Annotated in this window: 20 protein-coding genes; 4 read left to right on the top strand and 16 right to left on the bottom strand. The window is 62.9% G+C overall.

Translation table 11 applies throughout. The annotated features are described in order from the left end of the window. Window positions 1-145: 145 nt before the first annotated feature. The 11 genes from rplS to ubiA all read right to left on the bottom strand — a co-directional run bounded on the left by rplS (window position 146) and on the right by ubiA (window position 10,823). Entirely contained in the window at window positions 146-529 is a 384-nt protein-coding gene (gene rplS, locus FLP30_RS10035) for a 50S ribosomal protein L19 (RefSeq protein ID WP_149279701.1), read from the bottom strand. Between the two features lie 55 nt (window positions 530-584). After that, window positions 585-1,295, bottom strand: a complete 711-nt coding sequence (gene trmD / locus FLP30_RS10030; protein ID WP_149279700.1) for a tRNA (guanosine(37)-N1)-methyltransferase TrmD — start codon at window positions 1,293-1,295, stop codon at window positions 585-587. Then, complete coding sequence (gene rimM / locus FLP30_RS10025) at window positions 1,292-1,831, bottom strand: ribosome maturation factor RimM (RefSeq protein ID WP_149279699.1); 540 nt, start codon at window positions 1,829-1,831, stop codon at window positions 1,292-1,294. The genes trmD and rimM overlap by 4 nt, the downstream gene beginning before the upstream one ends. A 16-nt stretch (window positions 1,832-1,847) precedes the next feature. Then, window positions 1,848-2,198, bottom strand: a complete 351-nt coding sequence (gene rpsP / locus FLP30_RS10020; protein ID WP_149279698.1) for a 30S ribosomal protein S16 — start codon at window positions 2,196-2,198, stop codon at window positions 1,848-1,850. Between the two features lie 60 nt (window positions 2,199-2,258). After that, window positions 2,259-3,659: a signal recognition particle protein gene (gene ffh / locus FLP30_RS10015; RefSeq protein WP_149280333.1), complete on the bottom strand. Its 1,401-nt coding sequence runs from the start codon at window positions 3,657-3,659 to the stop codon at window positions 2,259-2,261. A 123-nt stretch (window positions 3,660-3,782) separates the two neighbouring features. Continuing rightward, window positions 3,783-4,541, bottom strand: a complete 759-nt coding sequence (locus FLP30_RS10010) for an ATP12 family protein (protein WP_246856498.1) — start codon at window positions 4,539-4,541, stop codon at window positions 3,783-3,785. Beyond that, complete coding sequence (locus FLP30_RS10005; protein ID WP_149279697.1) at window positions 4,538-6,688, bottom strand: AsmA family protein; 2,151 nt, start codon at window positions 6,686-6,688, stop codon at window positions 4,538-4,540. Before FLP30_RS10005 ends, FLP30_RS10010 begins: the two co-directional genes overlap by 4 nt. Before the next feature lie 15 nt (window positions 6,689-6,703). Further along, complete coding sequence (locus tag FLP30_RS10000) at window positions 6,704-7,684, bottom strand: RluA family pseudouridine synthase (RefSeq protein WP_149279696.1); 981 nt, start codon at window positions 7,682-7,684, stop codon at window positions 6,704-6,706. 10 nt (window positions 7,685-7,694) lie between these two features. After that, window positions 7,695-9,047: a replication-associated recombination protein A gene (locus FLP30_RS09995; RefSeq protein WP_149279695.1), complete on the bottom strand. Its 1,353-nt coding sequence runs from the start codon at window positions 9,045-9,047 to the stop codon at window positions 7,695-7,697. Between the two features lie 108 nt (window positions 9,048-9,155). Then, entirely contained in the window at window positions 9,156-9,809 is a 654-nt protein-coding gene (locus FLP30_RS09990; RefSeq protein ID WP_149279694.1) for a LolA family protein, read from the bottom strand. Window positions 9,810-9,905: 96 nt separating this feature from the next. After that, window positions 9,906-10,823 carry a 4-hydroxybenzoate octaprenyltransferase gene (gene ubiA / locus FLP30_RS09985; protein WP_210419271.1) on the bottom strand — a complete coding sequence of 306 codons (918 nt, stop codon included), beginning with the start codon at window positions 10,821-10,823 and terminating at the stop codon, window positions 9,906-9,908. A 200-nt stretch (window positions 10,824-11,023) separates the two neighbouring features. Here ubiA and FLP30_RS09980 point away from each other — a divergent pair, with 200 nt between their 5' ends. Together FLP30_RS09980 and FLP30_RS09975 are read left to right on the top strand one after the other, a co-directional pair. Continuing rightward, a complete protein-coding gene (locus FLP30_RS09980; protein ID WP_149280331.1) occupies window positions 11,024-11,785 on the top strand; it encodes a 16S rRNA (uracil(1498)-N(3))-methyltransferase in 762 nt (253 codons plus the stop codon). 61 nt (window positions 11,786-11,846) lie between these two features. Then, on the top strand, window positions 11,847-13,259 hold the full coding sequence (locus tag FLP30_RS09975) for a glutamate--cysteine ligase (RefSeq protein ID WP_149279692.1): 1,413 nt from the start codon (window positions 11,847-11,849) through the stop codon (window positions 13,257-13,259). A gap of 33 nt (window positions 13,260-13,292) precedes the next feature. Here FLP30_RS09975 and FLP30_RS09970 read toward each other — a convergent pair whose 3' ends face one another. The 5 genes from FLP30_RS09970 to FLP30_RS09950 form a co-directional block, all read right to left on the bottom strand. After that, window positions 13,293-14,693, bottom strand: a complete 1,401-nt coding sequence (locus FLP30_RS09970; protein WP_149279691.1) for an MFS transporter — start codon at window positions 14,691-14,693, stop codon at window positions 13,293-13,295. A gap of 78 nt (window positions 14,694-14,771) precedes the next feature. Continuing rightward, entirely contained in the window at window positions 14,772-16,181 is a 1,410-nt protein-coding gene (gene der / locus FLP30_RS09965) for a ribosome biogenesis GTPase Der (RefSeq protein ID WP_210419356.1), read from the bottom strand. 13 nt (window positions 16,182-16,194) lie between these two features. Beyond that, window positions 16,195-17,589 (bottom strand): outer membrane protein assembly factor BamB family protein, encoded by a 1,395-nt coding sequence (locus tag FLP30_RS09960; protein ID WP_149279689.1) that lies wholly within the window; start codon window positions 17,587-17,589, stop codon window positions 16,195-16,197. Window positions 17,590-17,593: 4 nt separating this feature from the next. After that, window positions 17,594-18,337: a hypothetical protein gene (locus FLP30_RS09955; protein WP_246856497.1), complete on the bottom strand. Its 744-nt coding sequence runs from the start codon at window positions 18,335-18,337 to the stop codon at window positions 17,594-17,596. Window positions 18,338-18,438: 101 nt separating this feature from the next. After that, window positions 18,439-18,834 carry a hypothetical protein gene (locus tag FLP30_RS09950; RefSeq protein WP_149279688.1) on the bottom strand — a complete coding sequence of 132 codons (396 nt, stop codon included), beginning with the start codon at window positions 18,832-18,834 and terminating at the stop codon, window positions 18,439-18,441. A 158-nt stretch (window positions 18,835-18,992) separates the two neighbouring features. Between FLP30_RS09950 and FLP30_RS09945 the strand changes: the two genes are divergently transcribed. Both FLP30_RS09945 and FLP30_RS09940 read left to right on the top strand, forming a co-directional pair. Further along, the gene (locus FLP30_RS09945; protein ID WP_149279687.1) at window positions 18,993-19,904 is read left to right on the top strand and encodes a glycosyltransferase family 9 protein; all 912 of its coding nucleotides are present in this window, start codon (window positions 18,993-18,995) and stop codon (window positions 19,902-19,904) included. Continuing rightward, window positions 19,901-20,944 (top strand): glycosyltransferase, encoded by a 1,044-nt coding sequence (locus FLP30_RS09940; RefSeq protein ID WP_246856496.1) that lies wholly within the window; start codon window positions 19,901-19,903, stop codon window positions 20,942-20,944. The genes FLP30_RS09945 and FLP30_RS09940 overlap by 4 nt, the downstream gene beginning before the upstream one ends.

The raw sequence follows: 20,944 nt of genomic DNA, 5'->3' as shown, positions 1-20,944 counted from the left end.
ATACCCTGTCGCACACCAGCATGCTCCAGAAGGAACATGTAGGTGGCATACCTACCATTGGAAAGACCCGGCTGGCGAGGCCAGCCGGGTTCCGCAGATCACCAGATCACCCCGGGCTGCCAGTGCTGGCAGCCCCACGGCCAAATCAGCCTGCGGTCGGAGCAACGACCTCACGCGGGCGTTCCGCGATACGGGCGGACTTACCGCTACGACCACGCAGGTAATACAGCTTCGCGCGGCGCACCTTACCACGACGCACAACCTTGATTTCGGCAACCGTGGGGGCATACAGCGGGAACACGCGCTCCACACCTTCACCGTTGGAAATCTTGCGCACGGTGAAGTTGCTGTTCAGGCCCTTGTTGGAACGGGCAATCACAACGCCTTCAAACGCCTGCAGACGCACGCGCTCACCTTCCTTAACCTGCACGGACACGCGCACGGTGTCGCCTGCTTCAAATTCCGGCACGGCGCGCACGGCTGTCAGGCGTGCGATTTCCGCAGCTTCATACTGCTGAATGATGTTCATCTCGGTATCCTTCCTCAAACCCCAAAGTGGTCTGTCTGTGCGGCCCCGCCCACAGCTACAGCCCTGTTTTTTCCCTGCGGTCCAGCCAGGCAGACCACAGGTCCGGCCGTCTTTCCCGCGTTATTTCTTCCGCCTGCGCCTGCCGCCACGCCGCAATGGCCGCATGGTTGCCCGATAGCAGGATATCTGGCACCGCACGCCCGTCCCATTCTGCGGGGCGGGTATAGTGCGGGTATTCCAGCAGCCCTTCGGAAAAACTTTCCTCCACGCCGCTGTCTTCACTGCCCATGACACCGGGCAACAACCGCACGCATGCATCCAGCAACACCAGAGCCGCAGTCTCCCCACCGGAAAGGACATAGTCCCCGATGGAAACCTGCTCCAGGCCGCGGGCTTCAAGCACGCGCTCATCCACCCCTTCAAAACGACCACACAGCAGCAGCACACCGGGGCTTGCAGCATAACGCCGCACATCCCTCTGGCTTAATGGACGACCGCGTGGGGTCAGGTAGATGCGCGGCACATCTGCCCCGGCCTGGCTGGCGGCCAGAGCCGCATCCACCACGTCAGGACGGATAACCATACCGGCACCACCGCCAAACGGCGTATCATCCACCGCCCGGTGCCGCCCCAGACCGTGCAACCGCATGTCTTCAGTCCGGCATGACCACAGGCCATTATCCAGTGCACGCCCGGCAAGGGACTGCCCCAGATGGCCCGGAAACATGTCCGGAAAGAGTGTCAGCACGGTTGCCTGCCATGTCATGGCGCGGCGGGCTCCCGCTTGCGGCCAACGCCCTGCCCTTCCTCGCCCGAAATTTCATCCGGGCGGCAGACTTGCAGGGTGCGGGCTTCCAGGTCGATGCGTGGCACACAGGCCTTGGTAAAAGGCACAAGCACGCCACCGGCAAGTTCAAGGCTGGCACCACCGCCATAGTCATGGACCATGGCAACACGCCCGAGCGACAGGGAGTTTTCAAACGCTTCCATGCCGATCAGATCAGCGTGGTAGAATTCTTCTTCCTCAGGCTCCGGCAGGGCGGAACGGGGCACGTAGAGGCGGGTATTGACCACCTCCTGCGCCTGCGTTCTGTCTGCCAGCGGCCTGCCCTTGGCGTCGCTCAGTTCCGCCACACCATCTGCCCCACGCCACCGCAGGGACCACTGGCGGCCCTGGTCGTCCAGCAAGGTCTCATACATCTCAAGCGACATGGGGTCCTGCGCATAGGCATGCACGCGCACAAGGCCGCGCACACCATGCGGTTTACCCACAACACCGATCAGGACGAGATCAGGGCTCATGCGGAACTAGCCGTTATCAGGCTGCGGCTTCCGCGGCCTTGGCGGCAGCGGCTGCACGTTCCTGAGCGCGCTTCTTGGGCGCGGACTTCTTGGGCTGCTCACGGAAGGCAGGCTTTTCGGCCAGGCCAGCATTGCCAAGGAAGCGAGCCACGCGGTCGGTCGGCTGTGCGCCCTGGGACAGCCAGTGGGTGATGCGCTCACCAACCAGACGCACGCGGTCAGCGTGTTCGGACGGCAGCATCGGGTTGTATGCGCCAACCTTTTCGATGAAACGGCCGTCACGCGGGCTGCGGCTGTCGGCCACCACGATGTGGTAGTAAGGACGCTTTTTGGCACCTGCGCGGGCAAGACGAATTTTAAGACTCATTCAGACTACTCCAGACCCTGATAACTAAAACCTGAAAAAACTACCCTAGGAAAATCCGCCTTAGCGGAAGGGAGACCCACCGGGCCCACCCGGCGAACCTCCGCCCATTCCCTTGGGCATGAGCGCGGACATCCCCTGGCGCATAAGACCTTTGACGCCAAGCTTGTTAAAGCGCTTCATCATTGTGGACATCATTTCAAACTGCTTGAGCAGCTTGTTGACATCCTGAACCGTGGTGCCAGACCCGGCGGCAATCCGCTTCTTGCGGGACGCCTTGATAATGGCGGGCGTGCGACGCTCCGCCTTGGTCATGGACGAGATAATGGCCTGATGCTTGCGGAGGATGGACGTATCAAGGTCCTTGTCCCCCAGAGCTTCCTTGACCTTACCCATTCCCGGCAGCATGCCGAGAATGCCGGAAATGGACCCCAGCTTGTTGATCTGGCGGATCTGGGACGCATAGTCGTCCAGATCGAACTTGCCAGCCATCATGCGGTTGGCCAGACGCTCGCCTTCCTCGTGGTCGAGGGTATCGGCGGCCTTTTCAACCAGCCCGGCGATATCACCCAGACCAAGGATACGGCCAGCCACGCGCTCGGGGTGGAATTCCTCCAGCGCGTCAAGCTTTTCGCCCGAGCCCGTCAGCTTGATCGGCGCGCCGGTAATGGCCTTCATGGACAGGGCCGCGCCACCGCGCGCATCACCATCCATACGGCTCATCACCACGCCGGTCACACCCACAGCCTCGTTAAAGGACTTGGCGGTATTGACCGCGTCCTGCCCGGTCATGGCATCCACGACCAGCAGGGTTTCCGCCGGGTTTGTTGCGTCACGGATCTGACGCACTTCCTCCATCAGCGCTTCGTCTATGGACAGACGACCTGCGGTGTCGAGGATAACAACATCATACCCTTCGCGCCGCCCGGTATCGAGCGCACGGTGGGCGATTTCCACCGGGGTCTGCCCGGCCACGATGGGCAGGGAGACAACACCCGCCTGCTCCGCCAACTGGGCAAGCTGCAACTGCGCGGCAGGGCGCTGCGTATCGAGCGATGCCAGAAGCACTTTCTTACGCTCACGCGTTCTCAGCCGCAGCGCCAGCTTGCCCGATGTGGTGGTCTTGCCCGACCCCTGCAAACCGACCATCAGGACAGGCACAGGAGGCGTAGCGCTGAGGTTGAGGGGCACAGCCCCTGCACCACCCAGCGCATCGATCAGCGCATCGTTAACAATCTTGGCAACGGCCTGACCGGGGGAGATGCTTTCCAGCACCTCATGCCCGACAGCGCCTTCGCGCACCTTGTTGACGAAGTCCTTGACCACAGGCAGCGCAACGTCGGCGTCCAGCATGGCCAGACGCACTTCGCGCATGGCCTCCATGACATCGGCTTCGGACAGCGCGCCACGTTTGGCCAGCCCGTCAAAAACCCCCGATAGTCTGCCTGAAAGAGCTTCGAACAACAGAACAACACCCCATAGAGAAACACGCCACTGCGCGAACACTCGCGAGGTGGCGGTCCTGATTTGTAGAGGACAACTTACGGTACCCGCAGGCCCTATGTCAAGCCGCTTGCTGGCACAGGCTCAGCCCTGCCTGTATAGCGCAAGGAAGCGCATGGCGCAGCCAACTTCATCCTGCAAGGCAGCGATCCGGTCTGTGACCTCCGTATCCACCCCCCAGGTTGCCATCTGGATCTGCTCATCCAGCGTTGCAGCGTGGACCAGTATCTGGGCCTCCATCCCCGCCTCAAACATCAGCAGCCCGAGCGCCAGACTGCCAAGAGCAGGCACGACAACCCCCAGCACCGCCAGTTCCTCCTGCGCGCTGGTGCCCAGCACATGGTACAGGCGGCGCAACACATCATCTGTCTGGCAGATAGGCATGACACCCGATGTGACTGTCAGGCGGCACCCATGAGCAGCCTCCAATTGCTGCAACAACGGGTCCCATACCTCCGCCTGCTGCCGTGCGAGGGCACTGCCCGCAGCATCACGGTAGCACAGCAGGTCGCTATTGGCGTAAGCCAGCAGGCTCTGGATCACGCCGTCACGCGCTTGTGGAATACGCTCAAGCATGGAGCCTGCAATGCCTGTCAGCGGCAGGTCTGCTGGCACAAAACGCCCGCTTTCGCCCAGGCCCGCCGCGCGCCATTCTGCCGCCAGAGCCTCCGCCAGAGCGCGGGATGGCACAGACAGGGCTGTCCCGGCAGGCAGGCGCACAGTGCGGCCATCCAACCGCACAGCAAAGCCCTCGGCCTCCTGCACGACATCAGCCTCTTTCCAAAAGCGCTTGCGCCCGGCGGGCTGCCGCCCGGCCAGCATATCTCGCGTAGGTTCGCTCACTGGAACAGCCCCAGACCGTGCAGCAGTTTCATCACCTTATCCTCCTTGCGGGGTTTGAGCGGCGGGGCCGCTGGCCCGCCCTCTCCCTCCCGGGCGGCGGCAAGCAGGGGCTGACAGGTCTCGCCGCCATCCTCCGCACCACCACCGATCGTTATACCGTAGCGGCCATCTTCCGCCGTTTCCATACTCAGAGCAGGGGCAACCCATGTGCCGCGCAGGCGCACTGAGGATGACGCGGCAGCCCCACCCAGCAGCACATGTGGCTCCAAATGCATGTCCAAAGCGCCCGTGGCCAGCGTTACAGTGCCATGCCCACGCACATGCAGGACATCACTCTCAAAACCCAACTGGTCGATATGGGCAGCCCCGTCAGCAAACTGTAGATGCGCGCCAAAACACCGCACGGGCAGCGTGCCTTTGGCTGGCACATTCGGCCCCAGCAGGGTTTTGAGCACATTGGCCCGCACCGCACCGTCAACAACCGAGATACCCACATGCCCTACCAGACTTTGCCAGAGAGCAGCCTGTGTTGCCCCACCGGCGGAAACAGCCCCTACAAACTGTGCAACACCCTGCATGTCAGGCGGCCAGCCCAGCCACCCCTGCACAGCGGACAGAGGCAGCAGAACTGGATGAGCCTCAACACTGAACTGCGGCCCCGTAGCCGAAGCTGTATAAACAAAACGCCCACTCTGCGCACGGCCATCAGCCTGCGCGCTGACCGGGTCCAGAGTTAACTGCCCACCCTGCACATTGCCGTGCAGAGCAGCCCCGGTCCATGTCAGCCCCTGCCAGACCACCGATGCCGCCTGCATGTCGGCCGATGCTGTCAGAGCCGACAGGCGGGCATTCCAATCGGACTGAGCCAGCAGATGCGCGGTTTCCGCCGCAGCAACATGCCCCTTGACCGTAAACCCTGTCAGCCCCGGCCAGTTGGGGGGCAATGTCAGGCGGTCTAGCGCGCCATCAACATCCAGTTCCGATGCCCCGGCACCGGCCTGCCCCACAGCATGCACATGCGCCTCGCCCTGCGCCAGCGTTACATCCAGCGGCAGGGGGGCAGTATCCTGCGCCAGCAGGGCACGTCCCACAGTCGCAGCATTCCCCCATGCGCCAGACAGCACTGTTGCCTGCCCCGCCAGTTGCCCTTCCAGCTTGAAAGACAGCGGCGTATCTGCACCGGCGGCATCAAAACCCAGCCTTTGCAGCGCAAGCCCAGCGGGGCTGTCCGGCAGGGTTATATCCTCAGCCCGCCCATGCAGCCCGAGCAATTGAGGCTCACGCCACACACCGCCCAGCGTGACATCGAGCGACACATTCCGCGCCGCAGGCAGGCCAGCATGGGGGAAAAACAGCCCCAGATCCTCCAGATGCCCGACAGAGCCGCCCGTATGCAGGCTTAAGCCCCCCTCCGCCTGCCCGGGATGAAGCACACCATCCAGATGGGCCAACCCAAGGCTGCGCCCCCCAGCGTTAAGCGACAGCCGCAGTTGCAAAGGGAGTGTCTGCGCCAGAGGCAACAGCGGGCCTGTCTGGCCTGTCAGTTCAAACCGGGCCTGATTTTTTGTCCCCTGGATATTCACATCCGGCGCAGTGCCATCCAGCCCGGTCAGGCGGGCATGGGGCAGATCAACAGCCCCGGTGTGATGGGCGAATTGGTCATCCCACCGCAGTTCCCCTTGGCTGAGAGTAACATCGGCAAGTCCAAGGTTCCAATGCAGGCGACCCGGACCTGCGGCAACGGAGGTACTGCCAGCGGTAGCTTCGGGCTGGAAATCCCAGTCCGCGCGGCCATCGGGCAGACGCTGCAACCTCAGTGTCGCCCCCATGACACTGACTGAGCGGAACACCATGCGGTGGGCAAACAGCGGTGTCAGGGACAGTCTGGCGCGCACCTGCCGGACAACCAGCATATCCGCGCCGTCCACACCCGCCAGCCTGACATCACGCGCCTCCACCCACGGGAAGGGGAGCAACCAGACATTCAGGCGGCCAATATGCACCTGCCGCCCTGTCCGGGCCTGCACGGCATCAACCACCCGCCCACGCAGCCAGCCTGCATCACGCGTGGCGGACACAATGGTGCCGCCCCCCACAGCCAGCACAACAGCACTGGCAACAAGCCCGATCTTCCACTTCAGCCGCATGGCTTGCCCCCGCTGTTATCCGCCCCGGCGTACGGGGGCTGGCGTTGCGCCCGCCGTAAAGCCCAGATCGCGGAAGGTGCCTTTCATATGCGCGGGCAGTTCCGCACTGACAGACAGCCGCCCCCCTGCCGGATGCGGCATGTCCAGCATGCGGGCATGCAGGTGCAACTGGTCAGTCATGCCCGAAGGATGAGCAAGCGGGCCGCCGTATTTGGGGTCACCCAGAATCGGGGTCCCCAAAGACTCGCAATGCACACGCAACTGGTGGGTACGCCCCGTCAGAGGGGACAGTTCCAGCCATGAGAATTTACGCGCTGCCGAATCCAGCACCTCGTAAACCGAGCGGGCCGACTGGGCATCTCGGTCCTTGCGGTCGGCTGCAACGGTCAGGGCCCCCGGCCCAGCCCCAAGGCGGACCAGTGGCTGGTCAATTTCCCCGGCCTGCGGGTCAGGCCTGCCGACCACCACAGCCCAGTAAATTTTTTTAATATCCCGCCCCCGGAAGGACGCTGCAAGCCGCGCCGCCACCCCCGGTGTTCTAGCCAGCAGGAGAATCCCCGATGTGTCCCGGTCAATACGATGTACAAGCCGGGGGCGCGGATCGTCCCCCTCGCGCAGGCCATCCAGCATCATATCAACATGCTTAGTAATGCCCGGCCCACCCTGCACTGCAAGCCCCGCAGGCTTGTTCAGCACGATCAGATGCGCGTCCTGATAGAGCACCATGCCCCGGATTTCCCGCACAAGGCGTTCGTCCAGCGGGCGCGGAACATCGCGGCTGGGCTTGGCGGCCATGGGGATGGGTGGCACGCGCACACTCTGCCCTGGCTCCAGCCGGGTCGAGGCATCCACCCGGCGGCCATCCACCCGGATCTGCCCTGTGCGGCACAGTTTCTGCAACGCCCCCTGTGTCAGGTGCGGGTAATGGCGGCGGAAATAACGGTCAAGGCGGATACCGGCCTCGTCTTCCGTTACGGTAAGATTGACAACACTCATGCTGCGATATTCACGACTGTCGCCGATCCCGCAAGCGGGCCCATGTTTCCAACCTATGCCTTACCTCGCGCTCATACCCTCTGCCAGTAGGGGTGTAGAAGTTCTGACGGCGCATGCCATCTGGGAAATAGTTCTGTCCTGAAAAGCCTTCTTCCGCATCGTGGTCATATTCATACCCCTTGCCGTAGCCGATATCCTGCATCAGTCGCGTCGGGGCATTAAGAATATGCGCGGGGGGCATCAGGCTGCCTGTGGCCTTGGCCGCACGCCGCGCCGCGCCGTACGCCTTGTAGGCTGCATTAGACTTTGCCGCCGTAGCCAGATGCACCACCAACTGTGCCAGAGCCAGTTCCCCCTCCGGCGAGCCAAGACGCTCATACGTCTCCCACGCTGCCACGGCCAGCGGTAGGGCGTGGGGATCGGCCATACCGACATCCTCCGCCGCAAAGCGTGTCAGGCGGCGGGCGATGTAACGCGGGTCTTCCCCACCTTCGAGCATACGGGCAAACCAGTACAGCGCCGCATCGGGGTCAGACCCACGCATGGATTTATGCAGGGCGGAAATGAGGTTGTAATGTTCCTCCCGGTCCCGGTCATACAGCACGGCGCGGCGGGCCAGCAGACGGGCCAAAGCGGCGGGGTCCAGCGCGGTCTGGTCTTTCAGGCTCATAAGCTGCTCGACCATATTGAGCAGATAACGCCCATCGCCATCCGCCATGGCGCGCAGGGCGGCACGGGCATCTTCCGTCAACGGCAACGGGCGGCCTGTTTCCTCCTCCGCCCGCACCAGCAGAGCCTCCAGTGCCGGGTCATCCAGCCTGCTCAGCACCATGACCTGACAGCGCGACAGCAAGGCCGAGTTGAGCGCAAAAGACGGGTTTTCCGTTGTTGCGCCAACCAGAACGATCGTGCCGTCCTCCACCACAGGCAGAAAACCATCCTGCTGGGCACGGTTGAAGCGGTGGATTTCATCCACAAACAACAGGGTACCGCCCCCTGTCCGGGCAAGGTTACGGGCCGTTTCAAATGCTTTTTTAAGGTCGGCCACCCCCGAAAACACAGCCGACAACTGCACAAAGGTCAGCCCCGCCGCACGGGCCAGCAGGCGGGCGATCGTAGTTTTGCCAACCCCAGGCCCACCCCACAGGATCAGGCTTGCAAGCGACCCACGCTCCAGCATGCGGGTCAGCGCGCCATCGGGCCCCAGCAGGCCAGACTGGCCAACAACATCCTCCAGCCGCTCTGGCCGCAACCGGTCAGCCAGGGGCTGGGTCGGCACGGCGCGCCGCTGGCCGGAGGGACCCGTCTGCCCGGCCTCTGCCTTGGGGGGCGTTACTGACCCGAAAAGATCATCCCCTGTCATCTGTCCCACATACTCCACGCCCCCGGCCCAGCACCCTGCCCGGCCCTACTCTTACTGAATATCATCCCCGCCAGCCGATTTTTCCAGACCACAGGGTAGGCTGCGCCCTTATTCCTGCGGTTGCGCAGGCAGGACGAACAGGCTGGGTGCCAGAGTGCCCCCTTCGTGCACATCATACAGCGTCACCTGTGTTTCATGCCCCTGAGCATCCACGACACTCCACGACCGCAGGGCGAGGGGTTTTTCATAAAAAACCAATGTCAGGCTGCCGTCGGCGGCAGAGGCTGTCCGAACAAGCGTGACCTGCACCAGCCCATTGGCATGCTGGAAATTGGTGATCGTCACACCCTCTGACAGGCTCACATGGCTGCGCAGCAGCAGGCCAAGCGGCGTGCGGTCAATGGGAATAACCGTTGTCTGGTCCAGTTGGCTGTCCCGAAAAACCACTTTGCCGTCACTGGCCACCAGCAACAGGGGGGATGGCGGGTCGTAAGCCAGGCGCATCTGTCCGGGCCGCTTCATCCATACATGCCCGGTCACACGTTTACCGCTGGCATCAATCTGCTGGATGCGGGCCTCAAACGTGGTGTTCCTGTTCAGCGCCTGCTCAATTTTTTCAATCCAGCTCCTGTCTGCCCCAGACAGAGCCGCAGCCTCAGGCCCGGTCGAGGCTGCATCACCCGCCTGCTGGGCATGGGCCACACCACCGCCAAGCAGCAAGGCCACGCACAAAGGGGCCAGAACACGTGAAAAAAGGGTCATGGGTGCGGTGCCTTGCGTTATGGGTCAGAAAATAACGTGTACCCCGCCCCGGCGCACCGCAGGCGGGCTGTGACAGTATGCTGCTTAACCTGCCACCTACAGTGTGACCAGCCCCAGCAGCAGGGCCAGCGCCACCGCCAGCCCGATCTCGCGATTAGCGCGGAACTGGGTCAGACACAGGCCGGGGTCCAGCGGATTGACCGCAGAGGCCTGCCGCCCCAGCAGCACGGCAGGCAGCAAAAGTGCAGGCCAGAACAGAGCCGAAGCGCCGGACATAATAGCGGCCAGAGCCAGCAGCGCCAGCATGGTGCCATAGCAACTACTGATGAAGGAGCGGGCCTGCCCATGCATCAGGCGCGATGTGGATTTTACGCCTATCCGGGCATCGTCTTCCATGTCCTGAAAGCCGTAGATGGTGTCAAAACCAAGCTGCCAGGCAATGGTCGCGCCATACAGCGCCGCCTGAGCCCACGTAAGCTGCCCTGCCGCGGCGGCATACCCCAGCGGCGCACCAAAGCCAAAGGTAAAACCCATGACCAGTTGTGGCCACCACGTAAAACGCTTGGCCAACGGATAGAGTGCCACCAGCACCAGGGATGACACGCCAAGCAGGCGGGACAGCGGGTTAAGCTGCACCAGCACCCCAAGCCCCGCCAGCAGCAGCACGGCCAGAAACAGCGTGGCCTGGCGCATGCCCAGCGCCCCGCTGGCCAAGGGGCGACCTGCCGTGCGTGCAACCTGCCGGTCTATGTCCCGGTCCCACATATCGTTAACGACACACCCGGCTGCGCGCATGACAAGGCTGCCCACGCCAAACAGCACGATCAGCCTGATCCGTTCGGCTGGGGCCACACCCTGTGGCAGCAGAATACCCCACACACCAGGCAGCCACAGCAGCCATGTGCCAATGGGCCTGTCCAGACGGGCAAGCAACGCATAGGCCTGCATGGCAGGCGGCAGGCGGGCAATCCACCCTGTGACCCTGATGTCGGTATGTCTGGACATGGCTGACACTGTGCCGAAAGCTCCCCACTGTATGACTGCTAGATGCGTGTAGCCCCTATGCCACAAAAACAGGGCAGAGCGTAAGCAAGCCACACCACGCGCACAAACCCCGGCCACCCCACTTGGCAACGCCCCCTCTTTCATGCGTAAAAGCCCGACCCGGATCCGTTTCGGGCACCACACCGCCAGGAGGGAAAGCTTTGTCCGATATGCACAGCATTACCCGTCTGCCACGCCTGTATGTGGCGCCCCAAACCCTGCCAGAAGCAGCCGAGCCCGGCACACCCTGCCCGATGCAGGCCGATCAGGCACGCTACCTTGGTACGGTCCTGCGCCGTGGGGCGGGGGAGCAGGTGCGACTGTTCAACGCCCTGGCGGGGGAATGGTTGGCCAGCATTACAGAAATCCGCAAGGACAAGGGCAGTTTCCGGCTGGAACAGCGCCTGCGCGCTCCTGCCCCGTTACCCCCCCTGACTCTGGCCTTTGCCCTGCTCAAGCGTGACGCAACAGACCTTGTTGTGCGCATGGGAACAGAGCTGGGAGTTACCCATTTTCTGCCTCTTATAACCGAGCGCACCAACACCCACCGCATCAACCCCGACCGCCTGACCAGCATTGCCATGGAAGCGGCTGAACAGTGCGAGCGCCTGGATATTCCTGCCGTTGCGTCCCCCCAGCCCCTGGCCAGCCTGCTGGGGGCATGGCCTGCCGGGCAAACCTTGTTTGCAGCCATTGAACGGTTGGAAGATGCCCCACTCACCCCCACCCTGCTGGACGCCCGGGCGGGTGACGGTCTGCTGATTGGCCCCGAGGGCGGGCTGAGCGAGACTGAATGTCGCAGCCTGCGCCTGCGTCCATTTGTAGCCCCCGTAACCCTTGGCACGCTGGTACTCAGGGCCGACACGGCCGTAGCCGCCGGGCTGGCATTGATGGCGGGCGGCTTGCGTTCAAGGCCTGTTTCGGCACAATAACACCGCGTTTTCTGCCTTGCCCTGTCCGGCGAGGCTTTTTTTCAGGGACAAGTGAAGCCTCATGTCGAACCCCGGCGCAGCAGACGAAACCCCTATCCAGTCCACCAGCGAGCTTGTTGATGTGCTTGCCCAGGGCTGCAAACCCCGCGATGCCTGGCGGATCGGCACCGAGCATGAGAAATTCGGCTTCATCCGGCCGGACAGTGCAACACCTGCCAAGGCCGCCTACGCCACCCCGGGCTACAGCCCGGAGGGGATCGAAGCCCTGCTGAAAGCCCTGCACAAGTCCGAGCCGGACGACTGGACATCCGTGCTGGACAAGGGGAACATCATTGGTCTGAAAGGCCAGGGGCAGGCTGCGGGGGCTGCAATCTCCCTTGAACCCGCAGGCCAGTTTGAACTGTCGGGCGCGCCCCTGCGCACCTTGCACGAAACGGCTGAGGAACTGGCCAACCACTTCGATTCCGTCCGCCCCCTTGCGCGCAAGCTGGGCATAGGGTTTTCCCCGCTGGGCTTCCATCCCACCGCCACGCGCGACGCCATGCCGTGGATGCCCAAATCACGCTATGCGATCATGCGCGACTACATGCCCAAGGTCGGCTCCATGGGGCTGGATATGATGCAGCGCACCTGCACCGTGCAGGTCAACCTCGACTTCGGGTCCGAGCAGGACATGGTCCGCAAGATGCAGGTCTCCATGGCCCTGCAACCCGTGGCGACGGCCCTGTTCGCCAATTCCCCCTTCTTTGAGGGCAAGCCCAACGGCTTCCTGTCAAACCGGGCGCGGATCTGGACAGATACGGACAATGCCCGCTCGGGCATGCCTGCCTGCGTGTTTGCATCCGACTTCAGCTTCGAGCGCTATGTGGACTGGGCGCTGGACGTGCCCATGTATTTCATCATGCGTGATGGGGAGATGCGCAATGTCGCCGGTCGATCCTTCCGCTCCTGGCTCAAGGGAGAGCGGCAAGACGGGCTTGACGATACACGCCCCACGATTGGTGACTTTGAAGACCACCTGACAACCGCATTCCCTGACGTGCGCCTGAAGCAGTTTTTGGAAATGCGCGGAGCCGACGTAGGCTCACCGGAAATGATTCTGGCCCTGTCCGCCCTGTGGACCGGGGTGCTGTATGACGATGCCGCCCTTGAAGGTGCTTGGGAACTGGTGCGCTCCCGCCCGTGGGAAGATTACGTCAAACTGCGTGAACTGGTGCCCATGATGGGGCTGGACACCCCCTGGGGCGAAGGCACAGTGCGCGATCTGGCGGCCCAGATGCTGGCTATTGCCATGGACGGGCTACAGGCCCGCGATATGGTGGATGACAACAGCCAGACATCGGAATGGGTGTATCTGGCCCCGCTGACAGCCCTTGTGGCTGGTGCGCCGACCCAGGCTGAACGCTGGCTGGAACGCTACTACGGGGCATGGATGGGCGATACCAGCCGCATCTTCCTTGAAAGCGAAGTCTGATACACGCGCAGGCTGACATCACCCAGTAGTGTGTCAGCCTGCGTGCCTGCCTGCACCAGCAGGCAGCGCCAGCCTGCTGGCACTGGCCAGTGCTGCAAGCACCGCCACACACCCAGCCATAAACAGGCAATAATGGGTGGCCCCTACTTTGAAAAACGCAAAGAACGCGGCAACGCCCATGGCACCCAGCGTCTGCCCTGCCTGCCGGGCCACCTGCACCATACCGCTGGCCCCACCTGCGCGGTGAGCGGGTGCAGCAACCATCATCGCCCGATTATTGGGGGGCTGAAAAAAACCAAACCCCCACCCCGCCATGGCTGTACGCCAGACAATATCCCACACGGAGGGGTGTTCGGGCAGCAGCCAGAGCAGGAAAAACGCGCAGCCAGTCACGCCCAGCCCGATGGAAGACAGAATACCTGCCGAAATACGGTCTGCCACACGCCGGATAACAGGGGCTGATAGCATGATGCCGACAGGCCAGGGAGTAATCAGCAACCCGGTCGCCGCAGCCCCAAAGCCCAGTGTGTCGTGCAGCATGAACGGCATGGACACGATATAGAAGTTGGAGGCCACAAAGCCGCACAATCCGGTTGCAAACGCCATGGTAAAGTCGGATCGGCCCAGCAGATCAACCGGCAGAATGGGCTGGGGTGCCAGTTTTTCTCGCCGCACCAATGCAGCCCCTGCCAGCAGACCGGCCACCAGCAGCAGAACGGACACAGCGATCCCCTGCCCATGGGCCAGACCATCACCGCCCAGAATACAAGCCCCAAACGCCAGCATGCACAACAGGCTGCCCGGCACATCGGGCATTCTGTCGGCTCTAGGGGTTTGCGGCAGGGCATAGCACGCCATCGCCAGTGCAGCCGCACCCAGCGGCAGGTTGATCCAGAACAGCCATGGCCATGAGGCCACCGTAAGAATACCCGCCGCCGCCGTTGGCCCCAGAGCCACACCCAGGGCGACAACAACACCGTTCAGTGCAATACCGCGCCCGATTTCCGCATGGGGGTAAATAAAACGTACGAGCGCGATATTCACGCTCATAATACAGGCCCCACCAATACCCTGCACCACGCGCGCGCAGGCCAGAACCGGCAGGCTGGTGGCCATGGCACATAAAAAAGATGCCACCATGAACAGGGCTATGCCGACCTGGCACAACCGCGCAAACCCCACCCTGCTGCCCAACGCAGCAAGGGGCAGAAGTGTTACCAGGCTTGCCATCTGGTAGGCGTTAACCACCCAGATGGAGGCCGATGCCGAGGCTTTGAGGTCCAGCGCGATGTCGGGCAGCGCCACATTGGCAATGGCATAGTCCAGCAGAGCCAGAAACACCGACAGGGCAACCGCAAGCATGGCCCGCGTGCGGTCAGCACCATACAGCCCCCCGCTGGAGGGCTCCATGGTCAAGGGGGGCTGGCTGTTCATATTCTCATTGATCCCGACTATGACCCAGAGCAGCTTTCCGGCTGGCAGGAACACCAGCAGCAGCCGGAAAAGCCTGTCTCAGGAATTCGCGTACGGGTTTTTGGTGCCGCGCGTCTGCAGGCGGATAGGCACACCTGGCAGGTCAAACGTCTCGCGCAGGCCGTTAACAAGGTACCGTTTATAGTCGTCGGGGATCTGTTCCGCACGAGTACCAAAGATCACAAACGTTGGCGGGCGTGATTTCACCTGCGTGATATAGCGCAGCTTCAGGCGCCTGCCGTCCACCAACGGGGGCTGGTGGCGTTCGAGCATTTCCTCAAACCACCGGTTCAGTTCCCCTGTCGGAATACGGGCATTCCACACAATCGCCGCGTCCCGCACAGCAGGCAGCAGCTTGTGCACGGCCGACCCGGTCAGAGCCGAGAAGGTTACGACAGACACGCCGCGCATCTGGGCCAGAGAAATGCTGAGCCGGTCCAGAATGGCCTTACGGGTGGCTATACGGTCTTCCACCGCGTCCCACTTGTTCAGGGCCAGCACGCAGGCGCGGCCTTCACGCTCGATCAGGCGGGCAATCTGGAGGTCCTGCTCATGCACACCCAGCGTTGCATCCAGCACCAGCACTGCCACCTCGGCCATTTTCAGCGCCTCGATGGACGCGGAGGTGGACATTTTCTCCAGCGCTTCATCAATACGGGCCTTGCGGCGCAGACCGGCGGTATCGACAATTTCAAACGTGTCGTCACCGTCCTTCAGGTGCACGGCAATGGAGTCACGCGTCAAACCTGGCTCCGGCCCGGTAATCATCCGCTCCTCGCCCAGCAGGGCGTTCAGCAGGGTGGATTTACCGGCATTTGGCCGCCCGACAATGGCCACACGTAGGGGGCCTGCGGGACGGTCCTCGACAACATCCTCAGAGGCATCGCTGTCATCATCGTCATACTCTGGCGTGGGCACCGGGTCTGCGGGCAGACGTTCGGCAATTTCCCACATCAGGTCCGTCACGCCCTCGCCATGTTCAGCGGAAATGGCCTGAGGCTCCCCAAGGCCGAGCGCATAGGCTTCCATCGCGGAGGCTGCACCCAAGCGCCCCTCCGTCTTGTTGGCCACCAGCAGGACAGGCCGGTTGCGCCTGCGGATCCACTGGGCAAAATGCTCATCTGCCGGGGTAATGCCTGAGCGGGCATCAATGCAGAACAGGATCAGATCAGCTTCATCCAACGCGCTTTCAGAAGACGCGCGCATCCGCCCGAACAGGGTCTCGGGCGCAGCTTCTTCCAGCCCGGCGGTGTCAACCAAGCGTACGTGCCGACCACGGATAAGGGCAATCCCCTCCTTACGGTCACGCGTGACACCGGGTGTATCGGCCACCAGCGCCTGCCTGCGCCCGACAAGGCGGTTGAACAAGGTGGATTTGCCGACATTGGGGCGCCCTGCAATAACAACTACAGGCAGGTCCGCCGTTGGCAACGGCGGAGGGGGGCGCATGGGCTTGTGCCGGTCAGCCATAAGACTTCAGGTATCCATCATTCGTGACAACCAGCATCTGATTATCAACCACGACTGGCGGCATGAAAGAAACGCCGTCCATGGTGTCTACCGAGATGATGTTGCCGGTTACAGGGTTGACCCGGACCATGCCGTTTTCGGGCAATGTGCCAAGGCAGACAAGCTGCCCGCCGGCCAGAACCGGGCCAAACCAGGTTACGATATCCTTGTTGGCCTCAACCTTGCGGAAGCGGCGCAACTGGGTAATCCAGCGCACATGGCCGGACAGCCTGTCCAGGCAGGCCAACTGCTGGTCGAGCGAGAGAACAAACAGCCAGTCTCCCACGCATAGAATATTGTTCTGGCTGGCGACTGAACGTTCCCACACGCGGCGGCCGGTGCGGATATCCACCGCAGTCAGCACCTGCGCCATGCTGACAGCATAGATCACACTGCCAACAATAACAGGCAGGCCACGCACACAGCTCAGGTTAAGGGTGCTGGCCTGGCTGTTGACGTTGCCGAGCATGTTGCTCCAGACAACCTCACCACTTTCCGCACGGAACGCTACCAGATCGCCCCCGCCAAAACCGGCCACCACCACACCATTGGCAACAGCCGGTGCGGGCTGCCCAAACACTGTGGTTTCAACCGAGGTTGCGGCATAGGTCCAGAGCTGGCGGCCTGTGGCGGCATCCAAGGCAAAAAACCGCTCGTCAATCGTGCCAAAAAACACGCGCCCCTCAGCAATTGTGGGGGCAGAACGGCCTGGGGTGCCAATGTCGGTACGCCACTTCACCTTGCCGGTCGCGACATGCACCGCCACTGTCTGGGACACACCATCAACAATATAGAGCGTATCCCCATCCACGCCCAAGCCACCACCGATGTTGCTGGAGCGGGAATGTTTGACGCGGGGATTGAGCGACCACAGCTTGCGCATGCCCGGCCAGGAAAATGCCCGTACGGTGCCCTGTGCATCCATAATGAACAGTCGACCGTCCTGCACCACCGGAGTGGAGGGGATGATCCCACGCCCCAGTGAGCCCAGCGCCGCCCATGCCAGAAAATCAGGCTCGGAAATACCTGCCCCGATATTCTGGCTCCAGCGCTTGTGCAGGCCGCCCCAGGCGTAATTTTCACCCGTATGGGCAGGCACTCGCCCGCTCATCGGCCATTGCGACACCGAAATCGGGGCTGGAATGGTGATGGGGGTTTTATCTTCCCCATCAACCATCAGCCCTGCACCGGAGGACAGAATATCCGTCCGATGACCCGGCAGAATCAGTTTTTTGTCGTCATCATCACCACAGGCTGTCAGCACGGGGGCTACAACACCGGCGGCGAGCAGGCTCCTGCGGGTCAGCCCCCAATGTCTGGCAAAGCGGGAGGGTGTCTTGCTGTTCATGGTTTTATCCTGCTGACGGATCAAGAGCCTGCATCATATCCTGCGCGCGGTGGCGCACACCTGCGGGCGCATCCCCCGAAGCCACCAGCGATGCGAATTTCCGGCGGGCGTCATCCAGGTGACCTTCCCGCACGTCCAGCAGAGCCAGAGCCTCGGTCGCCAGCCCCTGCCAGGCCTTGCCCTTGCCAGACAGCAGAAGCAGGCGGGAGCGCAGGACGGCCGGGCTGCCGGTATCGAGCTGCTGCTGGCACCAGATCAGGGTGGCCAGGTCTCGCAGGGCGGGGTCTGCCTTGGCATCGGACTGCACGGCGTCCCAGGCTGCCAGAGCGGCGGCCTTGTCGCCACGCCCAGCCTGTACGGCCGCTTCCTGCATACGGGCCAGCACGGCAACACCCGCCGGGCCAGAAGCCGCAAGCTGGCGGAGGGTATCCAGCCCAGTACGCGCACTCTGCCCCAGCTCCGCAACGCCTGTTGCAGGCGGGTCAGGCAGGTGATCTGTCTGTTGCAGGGCCGTCAGGTAGGTGCCTGTGGCAACCTGAGCCTGCCTGGCCTGCTGCGTAGCCCGCCAGGACATAACGCCCACACCACTGGCTGCCACAACAACCAGTGCCACAGCCACACCGGCATAACGCCATGCGACACGGCGCAGACGTTCAGCCTTCAGTTCCTCGTCAACTTCCCTGAAAATATCCTCTGCCACGGTCTGGCCTGCTTCCTGTTCCTGGCGGTCTGCGTCATCTGTATCCACAGCCTATCTGCCCCACCCTGCCATATCATACAAGGCGGGCGGGTGCATCGGCCAGCGTGCAGGACCACGCGGCCTGCGCCTGATCCCCTGTGGGCGGACTTTTACTGTGCGCTTTTCTGCAACTTGGCGCCACCCGCCTTAAGGGCTGTGGTCAAGCGAGAGAAATTGCCTGCAATACGCTTCTGCACGGTGGTGCTGCCTTCATGCACATAGGCAATCTTGTCACGCGCGTCGTTGCTGATGATAGTCTCTTCCTTGACGGCGGTCTTGGCCACGCAGGAATTATAGGCACGCGCAGCTTTTTCATACGCGCTGACCTTGTCGACACTGATGTTGTAATGCTCGATTGTCGAAACATCGACCGTGGGGGCCGCCGGTTCTTCCCCGCAGGCCGCAGCAGTCCAGCCGTGTGCCGCAGCATGGGCCGGTGTTGCCACACCCAGAGCCGGGCCAGACACCAGCAGTCCAACAGCCAGAACAAAACCTTTCCTCATCATGTTCCTATCCCCAAAAGCGGGCGGTGGCCGAGTCATGACGGCGTTCCGCCTCCTGCCTGCACCTTCTGACACAGGCGGCGTAAAAGTCCATATCCCTGCGTTATCAGCCGGGGGCTTCGGCTTGGAAAGCCCCCCTATAGCCGCTATAGGCTGGGGGGATGCGCATTCTCTTTATCACGGCAACACGCCTGGGTGACGCCGTGCTCTCCACCGGTGTGCTGGCGGCCCTGCTGCAACGCTGGCCCGGTGCCCGCGTGACCGTTGCCTGCGGGCCGGTCGCCGCCGGGCTTTTTGCCAATGTGCCCGGGCTTGAGCGTGTCATAACCATGACCAAACGCCGCCATGACCTGCACTGGTTTGACCTCTGGAAAGCCTGCGTGCCCCACAAATGGGACATCACCGTGGATTTGCGGGGCTCAGCCGTCACCCTACTCCTGCACTCGGGCACGCGGCACATCATGCGGGGGGGACGCCGCCCCGGCCGCAGGACCGAGCACCTGGCAAACGCACTGGGCCTTAACCCTGCCCCCCTGCCGACGGTCTGGCTCAGCCCGGCGGACAACGCCATGGCAGCCAGTATCATCCCGTCTGACCAACCCATTGTCGCTCTTGGCCCGACCGCGAACTGGCTGGGTAAAGTGTGGCCCACCCAGAATTACCTGCCCCTCTGGCAAGACCTCAGCACAGCCTACCCCACAGCCCGCCCCGCCATTTTTTACGGCCCCGGAGAGCAGGAAGCTGCGCTGGCCCGCCCTGTGCTGGCCGCATTACCCAACGCCATTGATGCCGGTGGCCGTTTCTCACTCACCCAGACCGCCGCCATGCTGGCCCGCTGCCGCCTGTATGTGGGCAACGATTCGGGCCTGATGCACCTTGCCGCCGCGACGGGTATTCCCACACTTGGCCTTTTTGGCCCCTCCCGCGCTTCGGAATATGCCCCTGCTGGCCCCCTCTCGCGCTGGGTCGCAGCACCAGGGGCTGAGGGCGAGGCCCCGATTGCAGGACTCCATGCAGACACTGTCGCCCATACGGCGCTAACCCTGCTTGAGCAGACGGAACCCCGGACATGACAGACACAGCACTGCCCCCCTTAAAAGTCGCCCACATTATGGCAGGCGCTGCCGCTGGCGGAGCCGAGCTGTTTTACGAGCGCCTGTGTACAGCCCAGGCCGCTTCCGGCCTGTCGGTGCTCGCAACCATCCGGCGTGACCCAGCACGTGCCCAGCGGTTACGCGCAGGGGGCGTAAACCCGGTGGAACTGCCTTTTGGCGGGCTGGCCGACCTGCTCACCCGCCCGCGTCTACGCCGCACCCTGCGCACATTCGCCCCCCGCGTGGTGGTGACGTGGATGAACCGGGCTGCCCGCTTTACTCCAAAAGGGGACTGGGTGCTGGCAGGCCGCTTGGGCGGGTTTTATGATCTGTCTTATTACCGGCGGTGCAGCCACCTGATCGGCAACACACGCGGGCTTGTCCAATGGATGCGCGAACAGGGCTGGCCGCAGGACAGAACCCACTACCTACCCAATTTTGCAACCGATCTGGCCGATACTGCCCCCGTCTGGCCCGCCTGTATCCCACACGGTACACCCTTTCTGCTGGCGCTGGGCCGCCTGCACCGCAACAAGGGGTTTGATGTGCTGATCCGCGCCATGCGCCGCGTCCCCCACATTCCCCTTGTGATTGCCGGAGAGGGGCCAGAACGGGCGGCGCTGGAAGACCTGGCCCGGCGCGAAGGTGTTGCCGAGCGCGTACACATGCCCGGCTGGGCAGCAAACCCCGGAGGGCTGATCCGGGCCTGCACCATTCTGGTCTGCCCCTCCCGGCATGAACCTCTGGGCAATGTTGTCATTGAAGGGTTTTCCGCCACCCGCCCCGTTGTTGCCACCGCAGCACAGGGGCCGACTGAACTGATCCGCACGTTGGACAATGGTGTCCTCGCCCCGCTGGAAGACGACGTGGGATTGGCCGCCGCACTGTCGGAAGTGCTGGACACCCCCAGTCTGGCACAACGCATCGCCCAGGCAGGCAGGCAGGACTACGATACCGCCTTTGCTGCCCCCCCTGTGCTGGCAGCGTGGCAGCAGTTCCTGTCCACGGTGGAGCACTAG

Origin of the sequence: Acetobacter vaccinii, assembly GCF_008365315.1 — a bacterium.
GTDB lineage: Bacteria > Pseudomonadota > Alphaproteobacteria > Acetobacterales > Acetobacteraceae > Acetobacter > Acetobacter vaccinii.
This window is presented reverse-complemented; position numbering and strand designations above follow the sequence as displayed.